Source organism: Amycolatopsis sp. NPDC031561 (assembly GCF_055580625.1).
Map to the genome: position 1 here is coordinate 232,269 of NZ_JBVILA010000005.1, position 15,079 is coordinate 247,347.

Here is a 15,079-nt window from a genome sequence, read left to right on the forward strand (position 1 = left end):
CGTCACGCTCGTGGGGTAGCGTGTGCGCGTTCCGTTAAAACCGCGTTGGGTCTTGAGGGGCGGAGGACAAACTCGATGGGGAAGACTGCCGGGCGGATCACGGCATTGGGTTTCGCACTTTCGGTATCTGCCGGACTCGCGTTCCCGATGACCGCGATGGCCGCCGAGCCGAATCCGACCCTTTCCGGCGATTGCGCCTCGACGCTGCAGAACGGGAAGTCCGCCAACGGCCTCGTTCTCGACGCGGGCGCGCCGCTCAACTCGCCCGAGGCGCTGACGGTCGGTTTGGACTCGAAGGCCAAGACGGCCGAGGGCAAGAAGCCGCTGCTGTCACTGCCGGTCGGTGACTTGGTCAAGGCCACCGGACTCACCGACAACGCTGTCGGCGACCTCGCCGCGAAGGGCGTCTGCCCGCCCGCGCAGGGCGTGGTGAACGCGGTCGGCAACCTGACCCAGGGCGTTGTCGACGAACTCCCCGTCCCGCCCATTCCAGGTCCGGACCCCGAGCCCGAACCGCCCATCCCCGGGCCGAACCCGCCGCAGCCCCAGCCTCCGAAGCCGGGCCAGCCGGGCGGACCGGGCAGCGAACTCCCGGTCGAAACCGGCCCGGGTTCTTCCACCGGCATCGGCGGCGACTCGATCGCGGGCGTCATCAGCAACGCGGCACTACTGCCGGGGAACTTCGTCCAGGCGCCGGTGATCACCGAGATCATCCCCGGCGAGGTGCCGCCCACCGTCGATGAGAAGGACACCGGCAACGCGCAGGCCGTCCAGGCGCCGGTCACCCCGGCCAAGCTGCCGCTGCTGCTCGCGGTGCTGGCGCTGGCCGTCGTCGCCGCGGCGCTGGTCCGTGCCTGGCTGCGGGGCAAGCCCGCCTGATCTTCACCGTCAGTGACGCCCGCTTCCACTCGAATGCCTGACCTCTTCGAGTGAGCGGGCGTTACTTGTCTCCATTAGCGTCGTTGGGCAGGTAGGTGAACCCGACGACGGAGGAGTCGAAGGCATGCGCGAACGGACACGGAGGGCGACGGCCCTGGGTGCCTCGGCCTTCATTCTCGCGGGCTCGGCCGCCCTCGCCATGCCCGGCACGGCCGCCGCCGCCGAGACCAAGACCGCCGTCTGCGGCGGTTCGGTGACCGCGAAGACCGGCGACAAGATCTTCGGGAAGACGCCGTTGCTCGGCATCCCGCTCGACCTCGGCCACGCCGGCCCGGTCTCCGGGATCCTCACCGGCACGATCAACGCGCTGCTCGGCACGGTCTGCAAGGTGACGGTGACCGTGGTGAACGCCGTGGTCGCGCCGGTCCCGGTCATCGGCGAACCCGCCGCGGAAGCGCTGACCGGCGCCGTCACCGGTACTCACGACGCCCTGACCGGCGCGGGCAAGCCCGCCCCCGGCGGCAAGCCCGCACCCGAGAAGCCCGGCACCGGCACGCCCGGCAGCGGCGGCCCGCAGACCGGCGGACCGGGCGCTCCGGCACAGGGCGGGAACCCGGCGGGCGGCATCCCGGCGGCGAACAGCCCGCTGCTGCCCGGCACCTTCACCCCGAACTTCGGCGGCCTCCCGTGGGGCGCCAGCACGGGCTACGCCCCGATGCGCGACTACAGCTCCATCCCGATGGCGATGGCGGGTCTCTTCAGCCCCTCGCCCGGACTTCGGTACGGCGGCCAGATCCCGGGCTACACGCCGCAGTTCGGCATCGCCGCCGAGGGTGAGAACGCCGCCGGGAACCCGGACGTCCAGAATGCGGGACAGGCCGAGGCGCTACCGAGCGTGAGCGACGGATTCACTCAAGACGGGAAACTGCCGCTGCTGATCGCCGTTTTGGCACTCTCCGGAGTCAGCGCGGGCCTGGTTCGCACCTGGGTACTCCGCCGAATGGCCGCTACAAGTTAGTCCTACCGCCTAGTATCTTTCTGGTCACTTCCTCGTTATCCCCGTTGGCAGTGCTTTTCTCTCTGGTGAAAACCTGATGCACTGCCTGACGCCCCCACCGACCCGGAGGATCGCGCTCGTGCGGAAGACCACCATCTGGCAGACCACCCGCAAGGCGCTCACCGTCACCGCACTCGCGACCATGGTCACCGGTGGCGCGCTCCTGACGGCGGGCACCGCCTCGGCCGCCACCACGCTGGCGAACGCCTGCGGCGGCACCGTCAACGGCGGGATGAACGACACCGTCGCGATCACCGGCTCGTCGGTCAAGGAACTGGTGCGCGCGGGTGCGAAGGAAGCGGGCACGCTCGCCCTCTACGACGTCGCCGCGAACGACATCGCCAAGGTCAACACCATCTCCGTCGGCTCCGTCCCGAGCTCCGCGGGCGGCACGATCGACGGCAAGACGATCGGCGCGGCCGTGCGGCAGGCGGTCAAGGAGACCAAGTCCTGGGGCCTCGGCCTCAACCCGGACAAGACGCTGGACACCATCGCGCACAAGGTCGCCGGCAGCTGTGGCCTGACCACGGTCGCGACGAACTACGTCGCGCCGGCGCTGCCCACCCCCGGCACCACCTCCCCGCAGCAGGGCGGCACCGGCGGCGGCACCAACGGCGCCCCGTCGTCCTCGAACCTGCTCCCCGGCGGCAGCAACGGCACGGGCACGGGCTACGCCCCGCCGCGCGAATACGGCAACCTGCCGGTCGCGCAGCCGGGTGTCGCGGTGGCGCCGGGCGTGCGTTACCCGGCCAACAGCCCGCTTCCCGGTGAGGGTGGCCCGCAGTACGGCGTCCCCGGTGCCAACGGCCAGGCCGGGCAGGGCACCGACGTCCGCAACGCGGGCAACGCCGAGGCGCTCGCGACCGACGGCATGCCCGGTGGCGACGTCCAGCTGCCGATGCTGCTCGCGGTCCTCGTGCTCGCCGGCGTGACCGCCGCACTGGTCCGCACCTGGGTCCTGCGCCGCGTCTCCTGACGCCCACTCGGGACCGCCGGAAGCCGCCAGGTACTCTTACCTGGACAAACCCTCCTGTCACGGACAGTCCGTGACCGCGAGCCCATAGGAGGTGAGTGGTTGTGTCACGCCATTACGAGGTAATGGTCATCCTTGACCCCACGCTCGACGAGCGCACGGTCGCCCCCACGCTGGACACTTTCCTCAACGTCATCCGCACTTCGGGCGGAAGCGTCGAGAAGGTCGACGTCTGGGGCCGTCGCCGGCTCTCCTACGAGATCAAGAAGCACGCCGAGGGCATCTACGCGCTCCTCGACCTGAACTCCAGCTTCGAAGCGGTGAAGGAGCTGGACCGTCAGCTCTCGCTGCAGGAGACCGTGCTCCGCACCAAGGTCATGCGCCGCGAGATCAAGCGCGCCGCTGCCGTCGCCGCCAAGGCCTGAGCCGAAGGACTTCCCGATGGCTGGAGACACCGTCATCACGGTGATCGGCAACCTCACGTCCGACCCGGAGCTTCGCTTCACCCCTTCCGGTGCGGCGGTCGCGAACTTCACGGTCGCGTCCACCCCGCGCACGCTGGACAAGCAGTCCGGTGAGTGGAAGGACGGCGAGGCCCTGTTCCTGCGCTGCAACATCTGGCGTCAGGCGGCCGAGAACGTCGCCGAGTCGCTGACCCGCGGCGCGCGAGTCGTCGTGCAGGGGCGCCTCAAGCAGCGGTCTTTCGAGACCAAGGAAGGCGAGAAGCGCACCGTCGTCGAGCTCGAGGTCGATGAAATCGGCCCCTCGCTGCGTTACGCCACCGCCAAGGTGAACAAGGTCAGCCGTGGCACCGGTGGCGGTGGAGGCGGCGGCTTCGGTGGCGGCGGCGGTGGTGGCCAGAGCGGCCCGCCCGCCGACGACCCGTGGGGCTCCGCTCCGCCCGCCGGTGGCGGCGGTGGCGGTGGCGGCGGCTTCTCCGACGAGCCGCCCTTCTAGCCAGGCGTCCACCGCGGGCTCCGGCCCGCGAGTCGCCTCGACACAACCACTACGTAGGAATTCAGGAGTAGAACCGTGGCCAAGCCACCCATCCGCAAGCCCAAGAAGAAGGTCTGCGTGTTCTGCAAGGCCGAGAAGAAGGGCCGCCCGGAGAACATCGACTACAAGGACACCAACCTGCTTCGGAAGTACATCTCCGACCGCGGGAAGATCCGTGCCCGTCGGGTGACCGGCAACTGCAGCCAGCACCAGCGTGACATCGCCATCGCGGTCAAGAACTCCCGCGAAATGGCGCTGCTGCCCTACACCTCGACCGCACGCTAAGGAGGCACGTCAATGGCGAAGATCATTCTCACCACCGACGTCGCCAACCTCGGTGGACCCGGCGACATCGTCGAGGTCAAGGACGGCTACGCACGTAACTACCTGCTCCCCCGCGGCTACGCCATCGTGGCCACCAAGGGCGCGGAGAAGAACGTGCGCACGATCAAGCGGGCGCAGGAGAGCCGTCGCATCCGCGACCTCGACCACGCCAAGGAGATCAAGGCGACCCTGGAGGGCCTCGGCGCCATCCAGCTGAGCGGCAAGGCGGCCGAGGGCTCGAAGAAGCTCTTCGGTTCGATCACCACCGCCGAGATCGTGGACGCGATCAAGGCCGCGGGTGGCCCGCTGCTCGACAAGCGCGTCATCGAGCTGAAGGACCACATCAAGACCGTGGGCAAGCACTCGGTCGGCGCCCGCCTGCACCCCGACGTCCGCGTCGACGTGCGGCTCGAGGTCAAGGCCAAGTAGCACCGCTTTCGTCAAAGGGCGGGACGTCTCCTTCGAGGAGGTGTCCCGCCCTTTGCTTTCCGCGGAACCCGGCCGCCGCGGGCTGCGTCTGAGCCCTTGACGGGGGATCAAGGCATTATGAGACTCGACATTTGAGGCACGGGGACTCAAAAGGGGATCTGGAACCAATGGCTTACGACAGCAACGCCGAGCAGAACCGGCAGGAGAAGGTCACGGTGTCCGCGCCGGCCAACCCGGACAAGGCGCCCTCGACGTCGGGCGGAGGTGGCGGCGGGTTCGCCTTCGACAAGGACAAGATCGACGGCATCATCAAAAAATGGACGGACCTGCAGGTCGAGCTCAAGAAGGACTACGCCGACGCGAACCTGATGGCGAACGTCAAGGCGCCCGGCAAGGAGTTCGCGAGCGGCGACTGGGAGAAGCTGGCCAACCCGTCGGGCAAGGCGTTCCTGGAGCAGAACCAGAAGATGCAGGACTACGTCAAGAACTACATCGACCAGCTGACCGCCGCCAAGCAGAAGATCGCCACGAACGAAGCCGAGACGCAGGCTTCGCTCAACAAGCACAAGGCCGTGTGATGCGACGTTCCCTCGTTCTCTTCCTCGCCGCCGGCGCGCTGCTCGCCGGCTGTTCCGGCACCAAGAACGGCACCGCCTCCACCTCGGAGCCGTCGTACACGACAGGCTCTCCGAGCGCGTCGAGCGGCTCGTCCGGCTCCGCGCCCAAGGTGTCGAACCCTCTGAAGACCTCGTCGATCGAGAGTGACGCGTGCGCCGCTCTCTCGGCGGCGAAGCGGTCCGAGCTCGGGCTCGGCGAAGGCGAGCGGCGGACCACGAGCGCCGGGCCCGGCTGCTCGATCTTCGCCGCGGACGACCGGCTGAACCAGATCGAGATCAGCCCGGTGCTCGCGAACAAGAACGGCCTCAGCGACGTCTACGACACGAAGGCCAACGACGCCTACTTCGAGGAGACCCAGGTCGCCGGATACCCGGCGGTGTACGCCGCGGCGCTCGACGACCGCAAGAGCGGCAAATGCGGCCTCTTCGTCGGCGTGACCGACCAGCTGTCGGTCAACATCCTGGTGCAGTACGACAACGGGCCCGGCGCGAGCGAGCCGTGTCCCGTCGCGCTCAAAGTGGGGGAAGCGATGATCGAGACGTTGAAGGAGGGCTGACGCGTGTTCCTGCTGCCGATCATCGCCGGGTACTCGGCCTACAACCTGGCGACCACGAAATCCGGCGACTTCGAAGCGTCGGGCGGCGATCGCAAGATCGACTGCTACAACATCTGGGAAAAGATCGTCACCGGTCCGGGTACCGGGTCGATCCAGGAGGGGCAGGCCGCGGCCACCCGGCTCAAAGCCGGTTACCAGGACAGGCTGACCACCATCGACAATCTGTCGAAGGAGATGGACGCCGCCTGGACCGGTAAGAGCGCCGAAGCCGCGCAGCAGTCCGGCGCGCATCCGCTGCGCGTGTGGATGGACGACTCCGGCAAGAAGCTGGCGGACTCCGACAAGTACCTCGGCGAGCAGAACACCGCGTTCACCACGGTGAAGGCGAAGGTGCAGCAGGTCCCGAAGGACCCGCCGAAGAACAACCTGATCAACTCGATCACCCCGTGGACCACCGACACCGACCGCGCGATCCGGGACTACAACTCCAAGGGTCAGGCGAACGTCGACGCGTTCAACGAGTACTTCAAGTCCAGTTCCGAGAACGGCAAGGGGCTGCCCACCTACAACAAGATGGAGGGGCAGAAGTCGAACGTCGACGTCAACGGCGGCGGCGGCGGCGGCGGTAACGACAAGGACAAGGACGGCGGCGGCCAGGGCGACCGCAACGGGAACAACGGCATGCCGGGCATCTCGACGCCGCCCGGTTCGATGCCGCCCGGCGGGATGCCGAGCGTCCCCGGTTCGAACATGCCGGGCATCGGCACGCCGGGCTCGAACCTGCCCGGCTCGAATCTGCCGGGCGGCAACATGCCCGGGTCGAACTTTCCAGGATCGAACCTCCCCGGGTCGAACCTGCCTGGCTCGAACCTGCCCGGCGGGCAGTACAACCCGAACATCCCCGGCAGCAACTACAAGCCGCCTGGCTGGGACGACGGGACGAGCGCGTCCGGCTTCACCCCGCCGAAGATCCCCGGCGCCGGAGGCTTCGGCCCGAGTGGCGGTGGAGGCGGTGGCGGCGGTTTCGGCGGCACCGACATCCCCGGCGCGGGCGGCTTCGGCCCGGACGGTGGTGGCTTCGGCCCCGGTGGCGGCGGTTTCGGCCCCGGCAGCGGGAGTGGCGCGGCCATGCCCGGCAGCGCGGGCGCGATGGGCGGCGCCGGTATGGGCGGCGGCGCGGCGGGCGCCGGTTCCGGAGCGGGTCGCGGCGCGGGCGGAATGATGGGCGGCATGGGCGGTATGGGAGCCGGTGGCGCCAAGGGGAAGGGTGCCGAGGACGAGGAGCGCAGCTCCAAGTTCCTCGTCGGCGACGACCCCAACGAGATCTTCGGAACCGACGAACTCACCGCACCGCCGGTGATCGGGGAGTAATACGAACAGGCGAGCCGGGCGCGTGCCAAGATTGGGCCCGCGCCCGGCTTGTCTTGTTCCGGGCTGGACGACCAAGAACGACTAGGGGGCAGTTCCGGTGCTGGACAAGCAGGTCACCATCACGACCGGCACCCTCATCACGCTGATCCGCCGCCGCGGCGGCGAGCCTCATACGATCCTGTCGGAAACACCGACCTGGTACGACGAGGACGCGCAGCGGGCCGAGGACGAGCGGACCAACGAGGAGCTGGCGAGCCAGGGCCTCTTCGGTGCGCGGGGCCTGCACCCCGGGTTCAAGGCGACGCTCGAAGCCATCGCCAGGCCGTCCCTGGAGTACTACGGCTGGGTCGACGGCGGGTTCGAGGGCAAGGCGCTGAGCTACACCCTGCTCGCGGGAAGCGCCGGCGGGGAAGGCTTCGTCCTCGCCCGCCACAGCGAGCACGACGGTGTCGCGCTCGCTTCGGCGCGGCCCGAAGAACTGCTCACCGAGTTCCTCGACCAGATCCCGAAGCTCGCGCCGGGACGCGGTCGTCCGGTGGCCGTCCCGAAGAGTCAGGTCGAGGCCTCGCGCTCGTCGTCGACGGCGCAGGACGAGGGCTTCGAGGTGCTTCGCAGCGGACGGCAGAGCGCCGGCAGCCAGGAGGCCGACGAGCTTCGCCGCATCCTCGCGCTGCGCCGATTGGGGAGCGGCAGCCTGTACGTCGCCGCCCGCGGCCGGAGCGGCGCGCGGCAGCGGATCGAACGCCCGGTGAACTACATCGATACGACCGAGGGCCGGTGGCTGACCGAAGAGATACCGGGGAGTGGCGAGCCTCGGATCGCCTTCACACCCGCCGACCAGCAGGTTCTCGGAGAACGACTACGGAGCGCACAGGGCAGGTTGTTCGCGTCCTGAATTCCACGCCGTTCAGCCCACCGGGTCATGGCTCTACGCTCCGTAGTATTCATCCACAGGGCACCTCTGTGCGCCGCCGTGCGACACGCCGAACGACCAGTTTTGCCCGACACGCCGCACGGAGTTGAATAAAGTTCTCCACAGTGTCTCCACAGGGTTTGACCAGCACTTTTGTCAGACCGCTCCAGCGTTGCCCACAAGTTGTACACAGGCATTGGGCCACCTGTGAAGGGATGCCCGCAGTCATCCCCAGGTTGTCCACAGGGCGGTCCCCAGGCGAAATTGCGCTGGTCCTTTCGAGGGGCCTACCGTGCCCGATTGGCCGGTACGCACAGTGGCGTTCTTCCGGCCGAAGGGGAGCACCGGGGGCCGAGGGAGGGCGGCCGGTGGGCACAGGCGGACCGACCGGGGAAATTCTGGCATAATCGAACGCGTGTTCGATGCTTGAGGAGGTGGCAGCAGCGGTGGCGCTGACCGACGACCGCAATCCGATGTACGCGGAGTCCGACCCGGGTCCCAGCGACCCCGGTCCGCGTGGCGGGGAATACGACCGCCAGCCGCCGCAGGACATCGCGGCCGAGCAGTCCGTGCTCGGCGGCATGCTGCTGTCGAAGGACGCCGTCGCCGACGTCATCGAAGCCCTCGGGCCCGACGACTTCTACAAGCCGGCGCACCAGGCCGTCTACGACGTCATCCTCGACCTCTACGGGCGAGGCGAGCCCGCCGACCCGATCACCGTCTCGGCCGAACTGGAACGCCGCGGCGAACTCGGCCGCGTCGGCGGCGCCCCGTACCTGCACACCTTGATCGCGACGGTGCCGACGGCGGCGAACGCCGGGTACTACGCGGAGATCGTCTCCGAGAAGGCGGTGCTGCGGCGCCTGGTCGAGGCGGGCACGCGGATCGTGCAGTACGGCTACGGCGCGGCCGCGGCCGACGGCGCGAACATCGACGAGGTCGTCGACCGCGCGCAGGCCGCGATCTACGACGTCACCGAGCGGCGCACCAGCGAGGACTACGTCGCGCTGGAGGAACTGCTCCAGCCGACCATGGACGAGATCGACGCGATCGCGTCGCGCGGCGGGCAGTCGCAGGGCATCCCGACCGGGTTCGCCGACTTCGACGATCTGACCAACGGCCTGCACCCCGGCCAGATGATCATCGTCGCCGCACGTCCCGGCGTCGGAAAATCGACCCTGGGACTGGATTTCGCGCGTTCGGCCTCCATCAAACACGGTCTGACCAGCGTCATCTTCTCGCTGGAAATGAGCAGGACCGAGATCGTCATGCGCATGCTCTCGGCCGAGGCCCGGATCCGCCTGGCGGACATGCGCGGTGGCAAGATGTCCGACGACGACTGGACCCGGCTCGCGCGCCGGATGAGCGAGGTCTCCGAGGCGCCGCTGTTCGTGGACGACTCGCCGAACATGACGATGATGGAGATCCGCGCGAAGGCCCGGCGGCTGAAACAGCGCAACGACCTCAAGCTCGTCGTCCTCGACTATCTGCAGCTGATGACCTCGGGCAAGCGCGTCGAGTCGCGGCAGCAGGAAGTCTCGGAGTTCTCGCGGCAGATGAAGCTGCTGGCGAAGGAGATCGAGGTCCCGGTGATCGCGATCAGCCAGCTGAACCGTGGTCCCGAGCAGCGGACCGACAAACGCCCGATGCTGTCCGACCTCCGTGAGTCCGGCTCACTGGAGCAGGACGCCGACCTCGTCATCCTGGTCAACCGGCCCGACGCCTGGGAGCGGGACGACCCGCGCGCGGGTGAAGCGGACCTGATCATCGCGAAGCACCGTGCCGGGCCGACGGCGACGATCACCGTCGCGCACCAGCTGCACTACAGCCGGTTCGTCGACCTGTCGCACGACTAGAGCGGGACCTTGTAGGTTCTCGAATTTGACTTCATTTTCTCAGAGCAGACTTCATCTGCACTTCATGAATGAGGTGGAAATGAGACTTGCGCTTTCGGTTGCCGGGGTTATGTGCGGCGGTCAGGGCTGCTGGTGAGCGCGGTGCTGGCCGCGTCGAGGATCCTGCCGAAGACTCGGGCCACTACGGGTCTGGCGACCTGGCGGATGATCGCGTCGCCGAACGGTACGGGCAGTCCGACGCGGGTGGTCCACACGACCTGGGTGCCTCCTGGCACCTCGGTGAAGGTCATCCGGCCGAGCTCATGGCGGCTTGGGGGGAAGCTGCGCTCGACGACATAGGCGAACTCATGCGGCGGGTGGTAGGCGGTGATGCGCTCGCGGAACCAGCCGATGAGCCAGGTGTGCAGACGGATGGCGCCGACACCGTAGGGCGCGCCCTGGCCATGGCGGGCCAGGCGTGCGCGCAGCACGTGCGGGCTGCGGGTGTAGTTGGTCGTGGTGGCGCACCAGTCGAAGACCTCGTCGATCGGTGCCGCGATCACACGCTGCGCGGTCACGGTTTCCATGTTCCGGTTCCCTTCTGTCGTCGCCGGCCCTTGCGGGCCGGCTGTAGTCAGGACAGCTGGTGGAAGCCGGATGTGACAGCTGTGGTTGTGCCGTCGGTCATAGCACCGATCTCTGCTGAGTGCTTCAGCGTTCAAGTCGGCCCCTGCAGTTCAACGCGTTGCGCTGGAGCGGCGTGGCATGAGCCAGAGGTGCAAGAATCAAGCGGTCGTGAGACTGATCTTGGGTGACCTCGCGGTGAGACAGTTGAGAAGCCGCAGGTCACAGAAGATCGGCATGTCATCGGCAGTGAGAACCTACAGCATTTGCAGGGTCTCAAATTTGATGGCGGATTCTCGGTTGAGTTGGCGGATGGATGGCGGATTCGCCAAGTAGTTGAGACAGTCGCCCGGGTCTTGGGCCGTTTGAGTGGGGTGGTCACTCGATGACCGTTGGCGCGAACAACCAACACTCACCGATCACATCCGGAACCAGGAGCACGAGCAGACATGCCAGACCAGCACGAACCCGAAGATCCGCTCGCCAGACTGTACGCGTTGGCCGATCTCGTCAGCTCCGACCTCGCCGTCGCCGGAATACCCCTGGTTCCCGATTACATGCACGGCGGCCATCCTCTGGGGCCGGTCGGCGCGCACGTCTTCGCCGACAACCCCGGGCATCGTGGTGTGTTTATCAGTTGGGTCAGCCATTCGATCCTGGAGTCCGCGTCGCTGGAGGCGTGGAGCGAGGGCCGTTCCGGTCCAGACAATCCCGCCGGGCAGTGGAAGAAGACAATCGACACCGCGATGCAGAACGCGATGGCGACGATCCTGTCCTCAATCGGTTACGAGGTGGTGACAGTCGATGACGACTCAGGAGCGGAGCTCATCGTGACGCAGCGAGCGCCCGAAAGCCCCTGGTTGGAGTGGTACCGGAACCAGACGGACCGGGTGCGAGCCAAGTCGCTCGAAACCGCGGAACGGCTCAGGGCGGCCACCGACGATCACGGGCAGTGAATCCGCAGCCACAAGGTGCACCCGCCGTGGCAGCCGGCCAATCACACCAACGGATCATCTGGCCCGTGCGACGAACCGTGGTGGCCAAAGAAGTGAAGCGGCCGTGAGACTGATCTTGATGAATCGGCCGTGAGACAAGCTGCGAAACCGCAGGTCACGCAAGATCAACATGTCAGGTGCGATGAGACCCTGCAGACCTTCAGCGCAGGGCGTTTTCGACCAGCGCGACGGTCTCGCGCGGGTCGTCGACCTGGAGGACCAGCCGGGTGTAGCGCTCGTCGGCGAGTTCGATCACGACGGCTTTCGACGGGTTCTTGACGTCCCAGAAGACCTTTTCGCCGTCGAGGTGGAACGTGCCCGCCGTGATCACGCCGGGCAAGTGGGCGCCCGGCGCCCGGATTCCCTTGGGATCGGCGGCGATGCCGGGATCCGCGGTCGCGCCGCGGACGTTGGCCAGCGGGATGGTCAGGCTGCTCTTGAAGGCCCAGAGCTTGTCGAGACCCTCGATCACGACGACGAGTTCGTCGCCGTCGATGGTGACCAGTGCCATGTCTGTTTCCTTGTCAGTCGAGAGGATCGAGGCGTTGGGTCAGCGCGGTGCCGACACCGTCGGGGTCGCCGCGCAGGCGGATACCCAGTGCGGCGGCCGTGAGGGCGGCGGCCAGGGCGGTGGAGATGCCGAGCGCGTCGGCGATCGCCTGGTCGACGGCGGCCAGCGCCGCGGCCACCTCGGCGGCCACCTCCTCGTCGGCCGGTGCCCGTTCGACCGCCGCGAGCAGCAGCAGACCGAGGTCGGCCGACATGACGAGCCGCAGCGCGGTCGCCGAGTCCGTCGCCGCGGCGAGCGCTTCGGCCAAGGGGCGGACGTCGTCGGCGAGGTGGCGGCGCAAGGCGACCAGGTAGAGGCCGCGCTTGCTGCCGAACGTCTTGTACAGGCTGTTGCGGTGCACGCCGAGGTGGGCGACGAGGTCGTCGATGGACACCCCGTCGTACGCGCGGCCACCGAACAACCCCACGGCGGCGCGCACCACCTCGTCCTCGTCGAACGCCCTTCGCCTGCCCATGCCTCGAGGTTAGCCTTTTGAGGAACGATCAGTCAAGAACGATCGTTCCTCAAAAGTCGGGCGGAAGTGGTTCGCGCTGGTCGGCGCGAAACTCTCCATTACCGCACGATGGCGGGCGTACCCGGTCAGGGGATCAGCACGAGCTTGCCGGGCGCGTGTCCGGCGATGCCGACCTCGTGAGCCTTCGAGGCCTCGGCGAGTGGGAAGGTGGAATCGATGATGACGCGCAGCGAGCCTGACCCGGCGCGCTCGACGAGGTCACCTCGGGCGGCATCGCGGAGGTCGGCGCCCGCGTCCTCTCCCGGCCCGTAACCGAGCAGTTTGATGCCGGTCTCGGCGCGGCGGGGGCCTCCGGTGATCGAGGAGATCCGCGCGGGGTCGGCCACAAGTTCCAGCGAGACGTCGAGCGCCTCGTCGGTACCGGCGAAATCGACGGCGGCCGTGACGCCCTGCGGCGCGACGGCGCGCACCCGGTCGGCGAGCCCGGGACCGTAGACGACCGGGATGGCGCCGAGCTCGCGCAGCAGGGCGTGGTTGCGCTCGGCGGCGGTGGCGATCACCGTCGCGCCCTGAGCGGCGGCCAGCTGCACGGCCATCAGGCCGACCCCGCCCGAACCGCCGTGGACGAGCACCGTGTCACCCTCGCCCACGCCGGCGGCGTGCAGCGCGTGGACCGCGGTGGCGCCCGTCAGGATCAGCGACCCGGCCTCGGCCCACCCGAGCCCGGCGGGCTTGGCGATGATCGAGGTGGCCGGGACCGCGACGTAGTCGGCGTAGGCGGCCGTCACGGGGTAGACGACGACCTCGTCCCCGACCCGCACATCGGTCACCTCCGCACCGACCTCGGTGACGACACCCGCGCACTCGAGACCGATCGAGGGCATCGAAGCGGCGATCCCGGCGGCGTCTTTGTGGTCGTCGTCCACGTCGTGGAAGGCCCCGCTGTAGAGCTTCCAATCGATCGGGTTGACCCCCGCCGCCCGGACCTCGACGACCACGCCGTCGGCGGCCACTTCCGGGATGGGCGTCTCGGTCACGGCGAGTACGTCGGGAGTGCCGTAGGTGGTCGGGCGCACGATTCTGGGCATGACGGAACTCCTGGTGCTGTGGGGATGGTGATCGGCATATCCGCTGCCGAGGGCTTCTGAAAACCAGTATTGATCCATCGGGACATGATTTCCAGTGCAATATAAATAAGGAGTAATTGCGTTCAACGCAATCCACTTCGGCGGTGTCAGCGGCGTGACTGCCTCGTGTCAGCGCGACCCGCGATCGTGGTCCCATGACCACTTCACTGAGGGGTACCAAGTTGATCCGGCGAGCCGGCGTCACCGCGGTGGCAGCCACGTTGCTGGCGGGCGTCACCGTGTCGACGGCCTCCGCCGGGCAGGATCGCCCGGAATTGCGGCAGGCCGTCCAGGAGTTCGTGGACGCCGGGTTCGCCGGAATGCAACTACGGGTCCGTGACCAGCGCGGCGAATGGACCGGCAGCGCCGGGGTGCGCGAGCTGGGCGGGACCGCGAAACCGCCGACCGACGGTCACTTCCGCGTCGGCAGCACCACGAAGAACTTCACCGCGACCCTGATGCTGCAACTGGTGGCCGAAGGCAGGATCGGGCTCGACACCCCGATCGCGGGCTTCCTGCCCCGGTTCGACTTCGACCGGCGGATCACCGTGCGGATGCTCTTGCAGCACACCAGCGGGCTGTTCAACTACACCGGCGAGTACTTCCCGGACGGGACGGTCGTGCCGGGGATCCCGTGGTCGGGCCCGGAATGGGTCGACAAGCGCTTCCACACCTACCAGCCCGAGGAGCTGGTCCGGCTGTCGCTGTCCAAGCCGCCCCGGTTCGAGCCGGGGGCGGGCTGGAGCTACGCCAACACCAACTACGTGGTGCTCAGGCTGCTGGTCGAGAAGCTCAGCGGCCGTCCCTTCGCCGACGAATTGGACCGGCGGATCTTGCGGCCGCTGAAGCTGCGGGACACGCTGTCGCCGGGCGCCTGGTCCGGGATGCCCAAGCCGTACGCCCACGCCTACTACCCGTATGAGGACGCCGGTCAGTGGAAGACGATCGACGTCACCCACCAGAATCCGTCCTGGGCCTCCAGCGCCGGGGACATGATCTCGACGACCAAGGATCTCCAGACGTACTTCTCGGCACTGCAGAGCGGCAAGCTCCTCCCCGCCTGGCTGCTGACCGAGATGCGCAAGACGCATCCGCAGAGCGAAAGCCTCTACGGCTTCTACGGCCTCGGGCAGTTCTCACAGGACCTGGGCCCGGGCTGCCCCACCACCGTCCTCAACCACAACGGCAGCAACAACGGCTACGCGGCGCTGATGTACAGCACACCGGACGGCAGCAAGACGCTGACCGCCTCGATCACCGCCGGAGACGACCCGAACGCGGCACGGAACTTCCCGGCGCAACTGACCAAACTGGTCAGGAAGGTCTTCTGCGGTAAGTGAAAGAACCGGGACGGCGG

General features: G+C 68.0%; 18 protein-coding genes. 14 read left to right on the forward strand and 4 right to left on the reverse strand.

The features are described from left to right. The first annotated feature begins 75 nt into the window (after nucleotides 1-75). From ACZ5IK_RS15130 to dnaB, 12 genes are all read left to right on the forward strand, one after another. Complete coding sequence (locus tag ACZ5IK_RS15130; RefSeq protein ID WP_465488205.1) at nucleotides 76-879, forward strand: hypothetical protein; 804 nt, start codon at nucleotides 76-78, stop codon at nucleotides 877-879. A 124-nt stretch (nucleotides 880-1,003) separates the two neighbouring features. Continuing rightward, nucleotides 1,004-1,897, forward strand: coding sequence for a hypothetical protein (locus ACZ5IK_RS15135; RefSeq protein WP_465488206.1), 894 nt, complete (start codon nucleotides 1,004-1,006; stop codon nucleotides 1,895-1,897). A 118-nt stretch (nucleotides 1,898-2,015) separates the two neighbouring features. Next, the gene (locus ACZ5IK_RS15140; protein WP_465488207.1) at nucleotides 2,016-2,912 is read left to right on the forward strand and encodes a hypothetical protein; all 897 of its coding nucleotides are present in this window, start codon (nucleotides 2,016-2,018) and stop codon (nucleotides 2,910-2,912) included. 101 nt (nucleotides 2,913-3,013) lie between these two features. Beyond that, nucleotides 3,014-3,334: a 30S ribosomal protein S6 gene (rpsF, locus tag ACZ5IK_RS15145; RefSeq protein ID WP_174720483.1), complete on the forward strand. Its 321-nt coding sequence runs from the start codon at nucleotides 3,014-3,016 to the stop codon at nucleotides 3,332-3,334. Nucleotides 3,335-3,350: 16 nt separating this feature from the next. Continuing rightward, the gene (locus ACZ5IK_RS15150; protein WP_465488208.1) at nucleotides 3,351-3,866 is read left to right on the forward strand and encodes a single-stranded DNA-binding protein; all 516 of its coding nucleotides are present in this window, start codon (nucleotides 3,351-3,353) and stop codon (nucleotides 3,864-3,866) included. 75 nt (nucleotides 3,867-3,941) lie between these two features. Beyond that, nucleotides 3,942-4,190: a 30S ribosomal protein S18 gene (gene rpsR, locus ACZ5IK_RS15155; protein WP_005168122.1), complete on the forward strand. Its 249-nt coding sequence runs from the start codon at nucleotides 3,942-3,944 to the stop codon at nucleotides 4,188-4,190. Between the two features lie 12 nt (nucleotides 4,191-4,202). After that, a complete protein-coding gene (gene rplI, locus ACZ5IK_RS15160) occupies nucleotides 4,203-4,658 on the forward strand; it encodes a 50S ribosomal protein L9 (RefSeq protein ID WP_005168124.1) in 456 nt (151 codons plus the stop codon). 167 nt (nucleotides 4,659-4,825) lie between these two features. Continuing rightward, nucleotides 4,826-5,236, forward strand: coding sequence for a hypothetical protein (locus ACZ5IK_RS15165; RefSeq protein ID WP_184897715.1), 411 nt, complete (start codon nucleotides 4,826-4,828; stop codon nucleotides 5,234-5,236). Further along, entirely contained in the window at nucleotides 5,236-5,832 is a 597-nt protein-coding gene (locus tag ACZ5IK_RS15170; RefSeq protein ID WP_465488209.1) for a DUF3558 domain-containing protein, read from the forward strand. The genes ACZ5IK_RS15165 and ACZ5IK_RS15170 overlap by 1 nt, the downstream gene beginning before the upstream one ends. A gap of 3 nt (nucleotides 5,833-5,835) precedes the next feature. Further along, nucleotides 5,836-7,203 (forward strand): PPE domain-containing protein, encoded by a 1,368-nt coding sequence (locus tag ACZ5IK_RS15175; RefSeq protein ID WP_465488210.1) that lies wholly within the window; start codon nucleotides 5,836-5,838, stop codon nucleotides 7,201-7,203. A gap of 97 nt (nucleotides 7,204-7,300) precedes the next feature. Next, complete coding sequence (locus tag ACZ5IK_RS15180) at nucleotides 7,301-8,098, forward strand: ESX secretion-associated protein EspG (protein ID WP_465488211.1); 798 nt, start codon at nucleotides 7,301-7,303, stop codon at nucleotides 8,096-8,098. A gap of 464 nt (nucleotides 8,099-8,562) precedes the next feature. Then, nucleotides 8,563-9,972: a replicative DNA helicase gene (gene dnaB / locus ACZ5IK_RS15185; RefSeq protein ID WP_410601913.1), complete on the forward strand. Its 1,410-nt coding sequence runs from the start codon at nucleotides 8,563-8,565 to the stop codon at nucleotides 9,970-9,972. Between the two features lie 107 nt (nucleotides 9,973-10,079). Here the strand turns inward: dnaB and ACZ5IK_RS15190 are convergent, their stop codons facing one another. Further along, the gene (locus ACZ5IK_RS15190) at nucleotides 10,080-10,538 is read right to left on the reverse strand and encodes an SRPBCC family protein (RefSeq protein ID WP_465488212.1); all 459 of its coding nucleotides are present in this window, start codon (nucleotides 10,536-10,538) and stop codon (nucleotides 10,080-10,082) included. A 486-nt stretch (nucleotides 10,539-11,024) separates the two neighbouring features. Here ACZ5IK_RS15190 and ACZ5IK_RS15195 point away from each other — a divergent pair, with 486 nt between their 5' ends. Further along, the gene (locus ACZ5IK_RS15195) at nucleotides 11,025-11,531 is read left to right on the forward strand and encodes a hypothetical protein (protein ID WP_465488213.1); all 507 of its coding nucleotides are present in this window, start codon (nucleotides 11,025-11,027) and stop codon (nucleotides 11,529-11,531) included. Nucleotides 11,532-11,730: 199 nt separating this feature from the next. Here ACZ5IK_RS15195 and ACZ5IK_RS15200 read toward each other — a convergent pair whose 3' ends face one another. The 3 genes from ACZ5IK_RS15200 to ACZ5IK_RS15210 form a co-directional block, all read right to left on the reverse strand. Then, nucleotides 11,731-12,081 carry a hypothetical protein gene (locus tag ACZ5IK_RS15200; protein WP_101611522.1) on the reverse strand — a complete coding sequence of 117 codons (351 nt, stop codon included), beginning with the start codon at nucleotides 12,079-12,081 and terminating at the stop codon, nucleotides 11,731-11,733. 13 nt (nucleotides 12,082-12,094) lie between these two features. Then, the gene (locus tag ACZ5IK_RS15205) at nucleotides 12,095-12,595 is read right to left on the reverse strand and encodes a TetR/AcrR family transcriptional regulator (RefSeq protein WP_465488214.1); all 501 of its coding nucleotides are present in this window, start codon (nucleotides 12,593-12,595) and stop codon (nucleotides 12,095-12,097) included. Nucleotides 12,596-12,720: 125 nt separating this feature from the next. Then, nucleotides 12,721-13,683: an NADP-dependent oxidoreductase gene (locus ACZ5IK_RS15210; RefSeq protein ID WP_465488215.1), complete on the reverse strand. Its 963-nt coding sequence runs from the start codon at nucleotides 13,681-13,683 to the stop codon at nucleotides 12,721-12,723. 194 nt (nucleotides 13,684-13,877) lie between these two features. Here ACZ5IK_RS15210 and ACZ5IK_RS15215 point away from each other — a divergent pair, with 194 nt between their 5' ends. After that, a complete protein-coding gene (locus ACZ5IK_RS15215; protein ID WP_465488216.1) occupies nucleotides 13,878-15,062 on the forward strand; it encodes a serine hydrolase domain-containing protein in 1,185 nt (394 codons plus the stop codon). Nucleotides 15,063-15,079 lie beyond the last annotated feature (17 nt).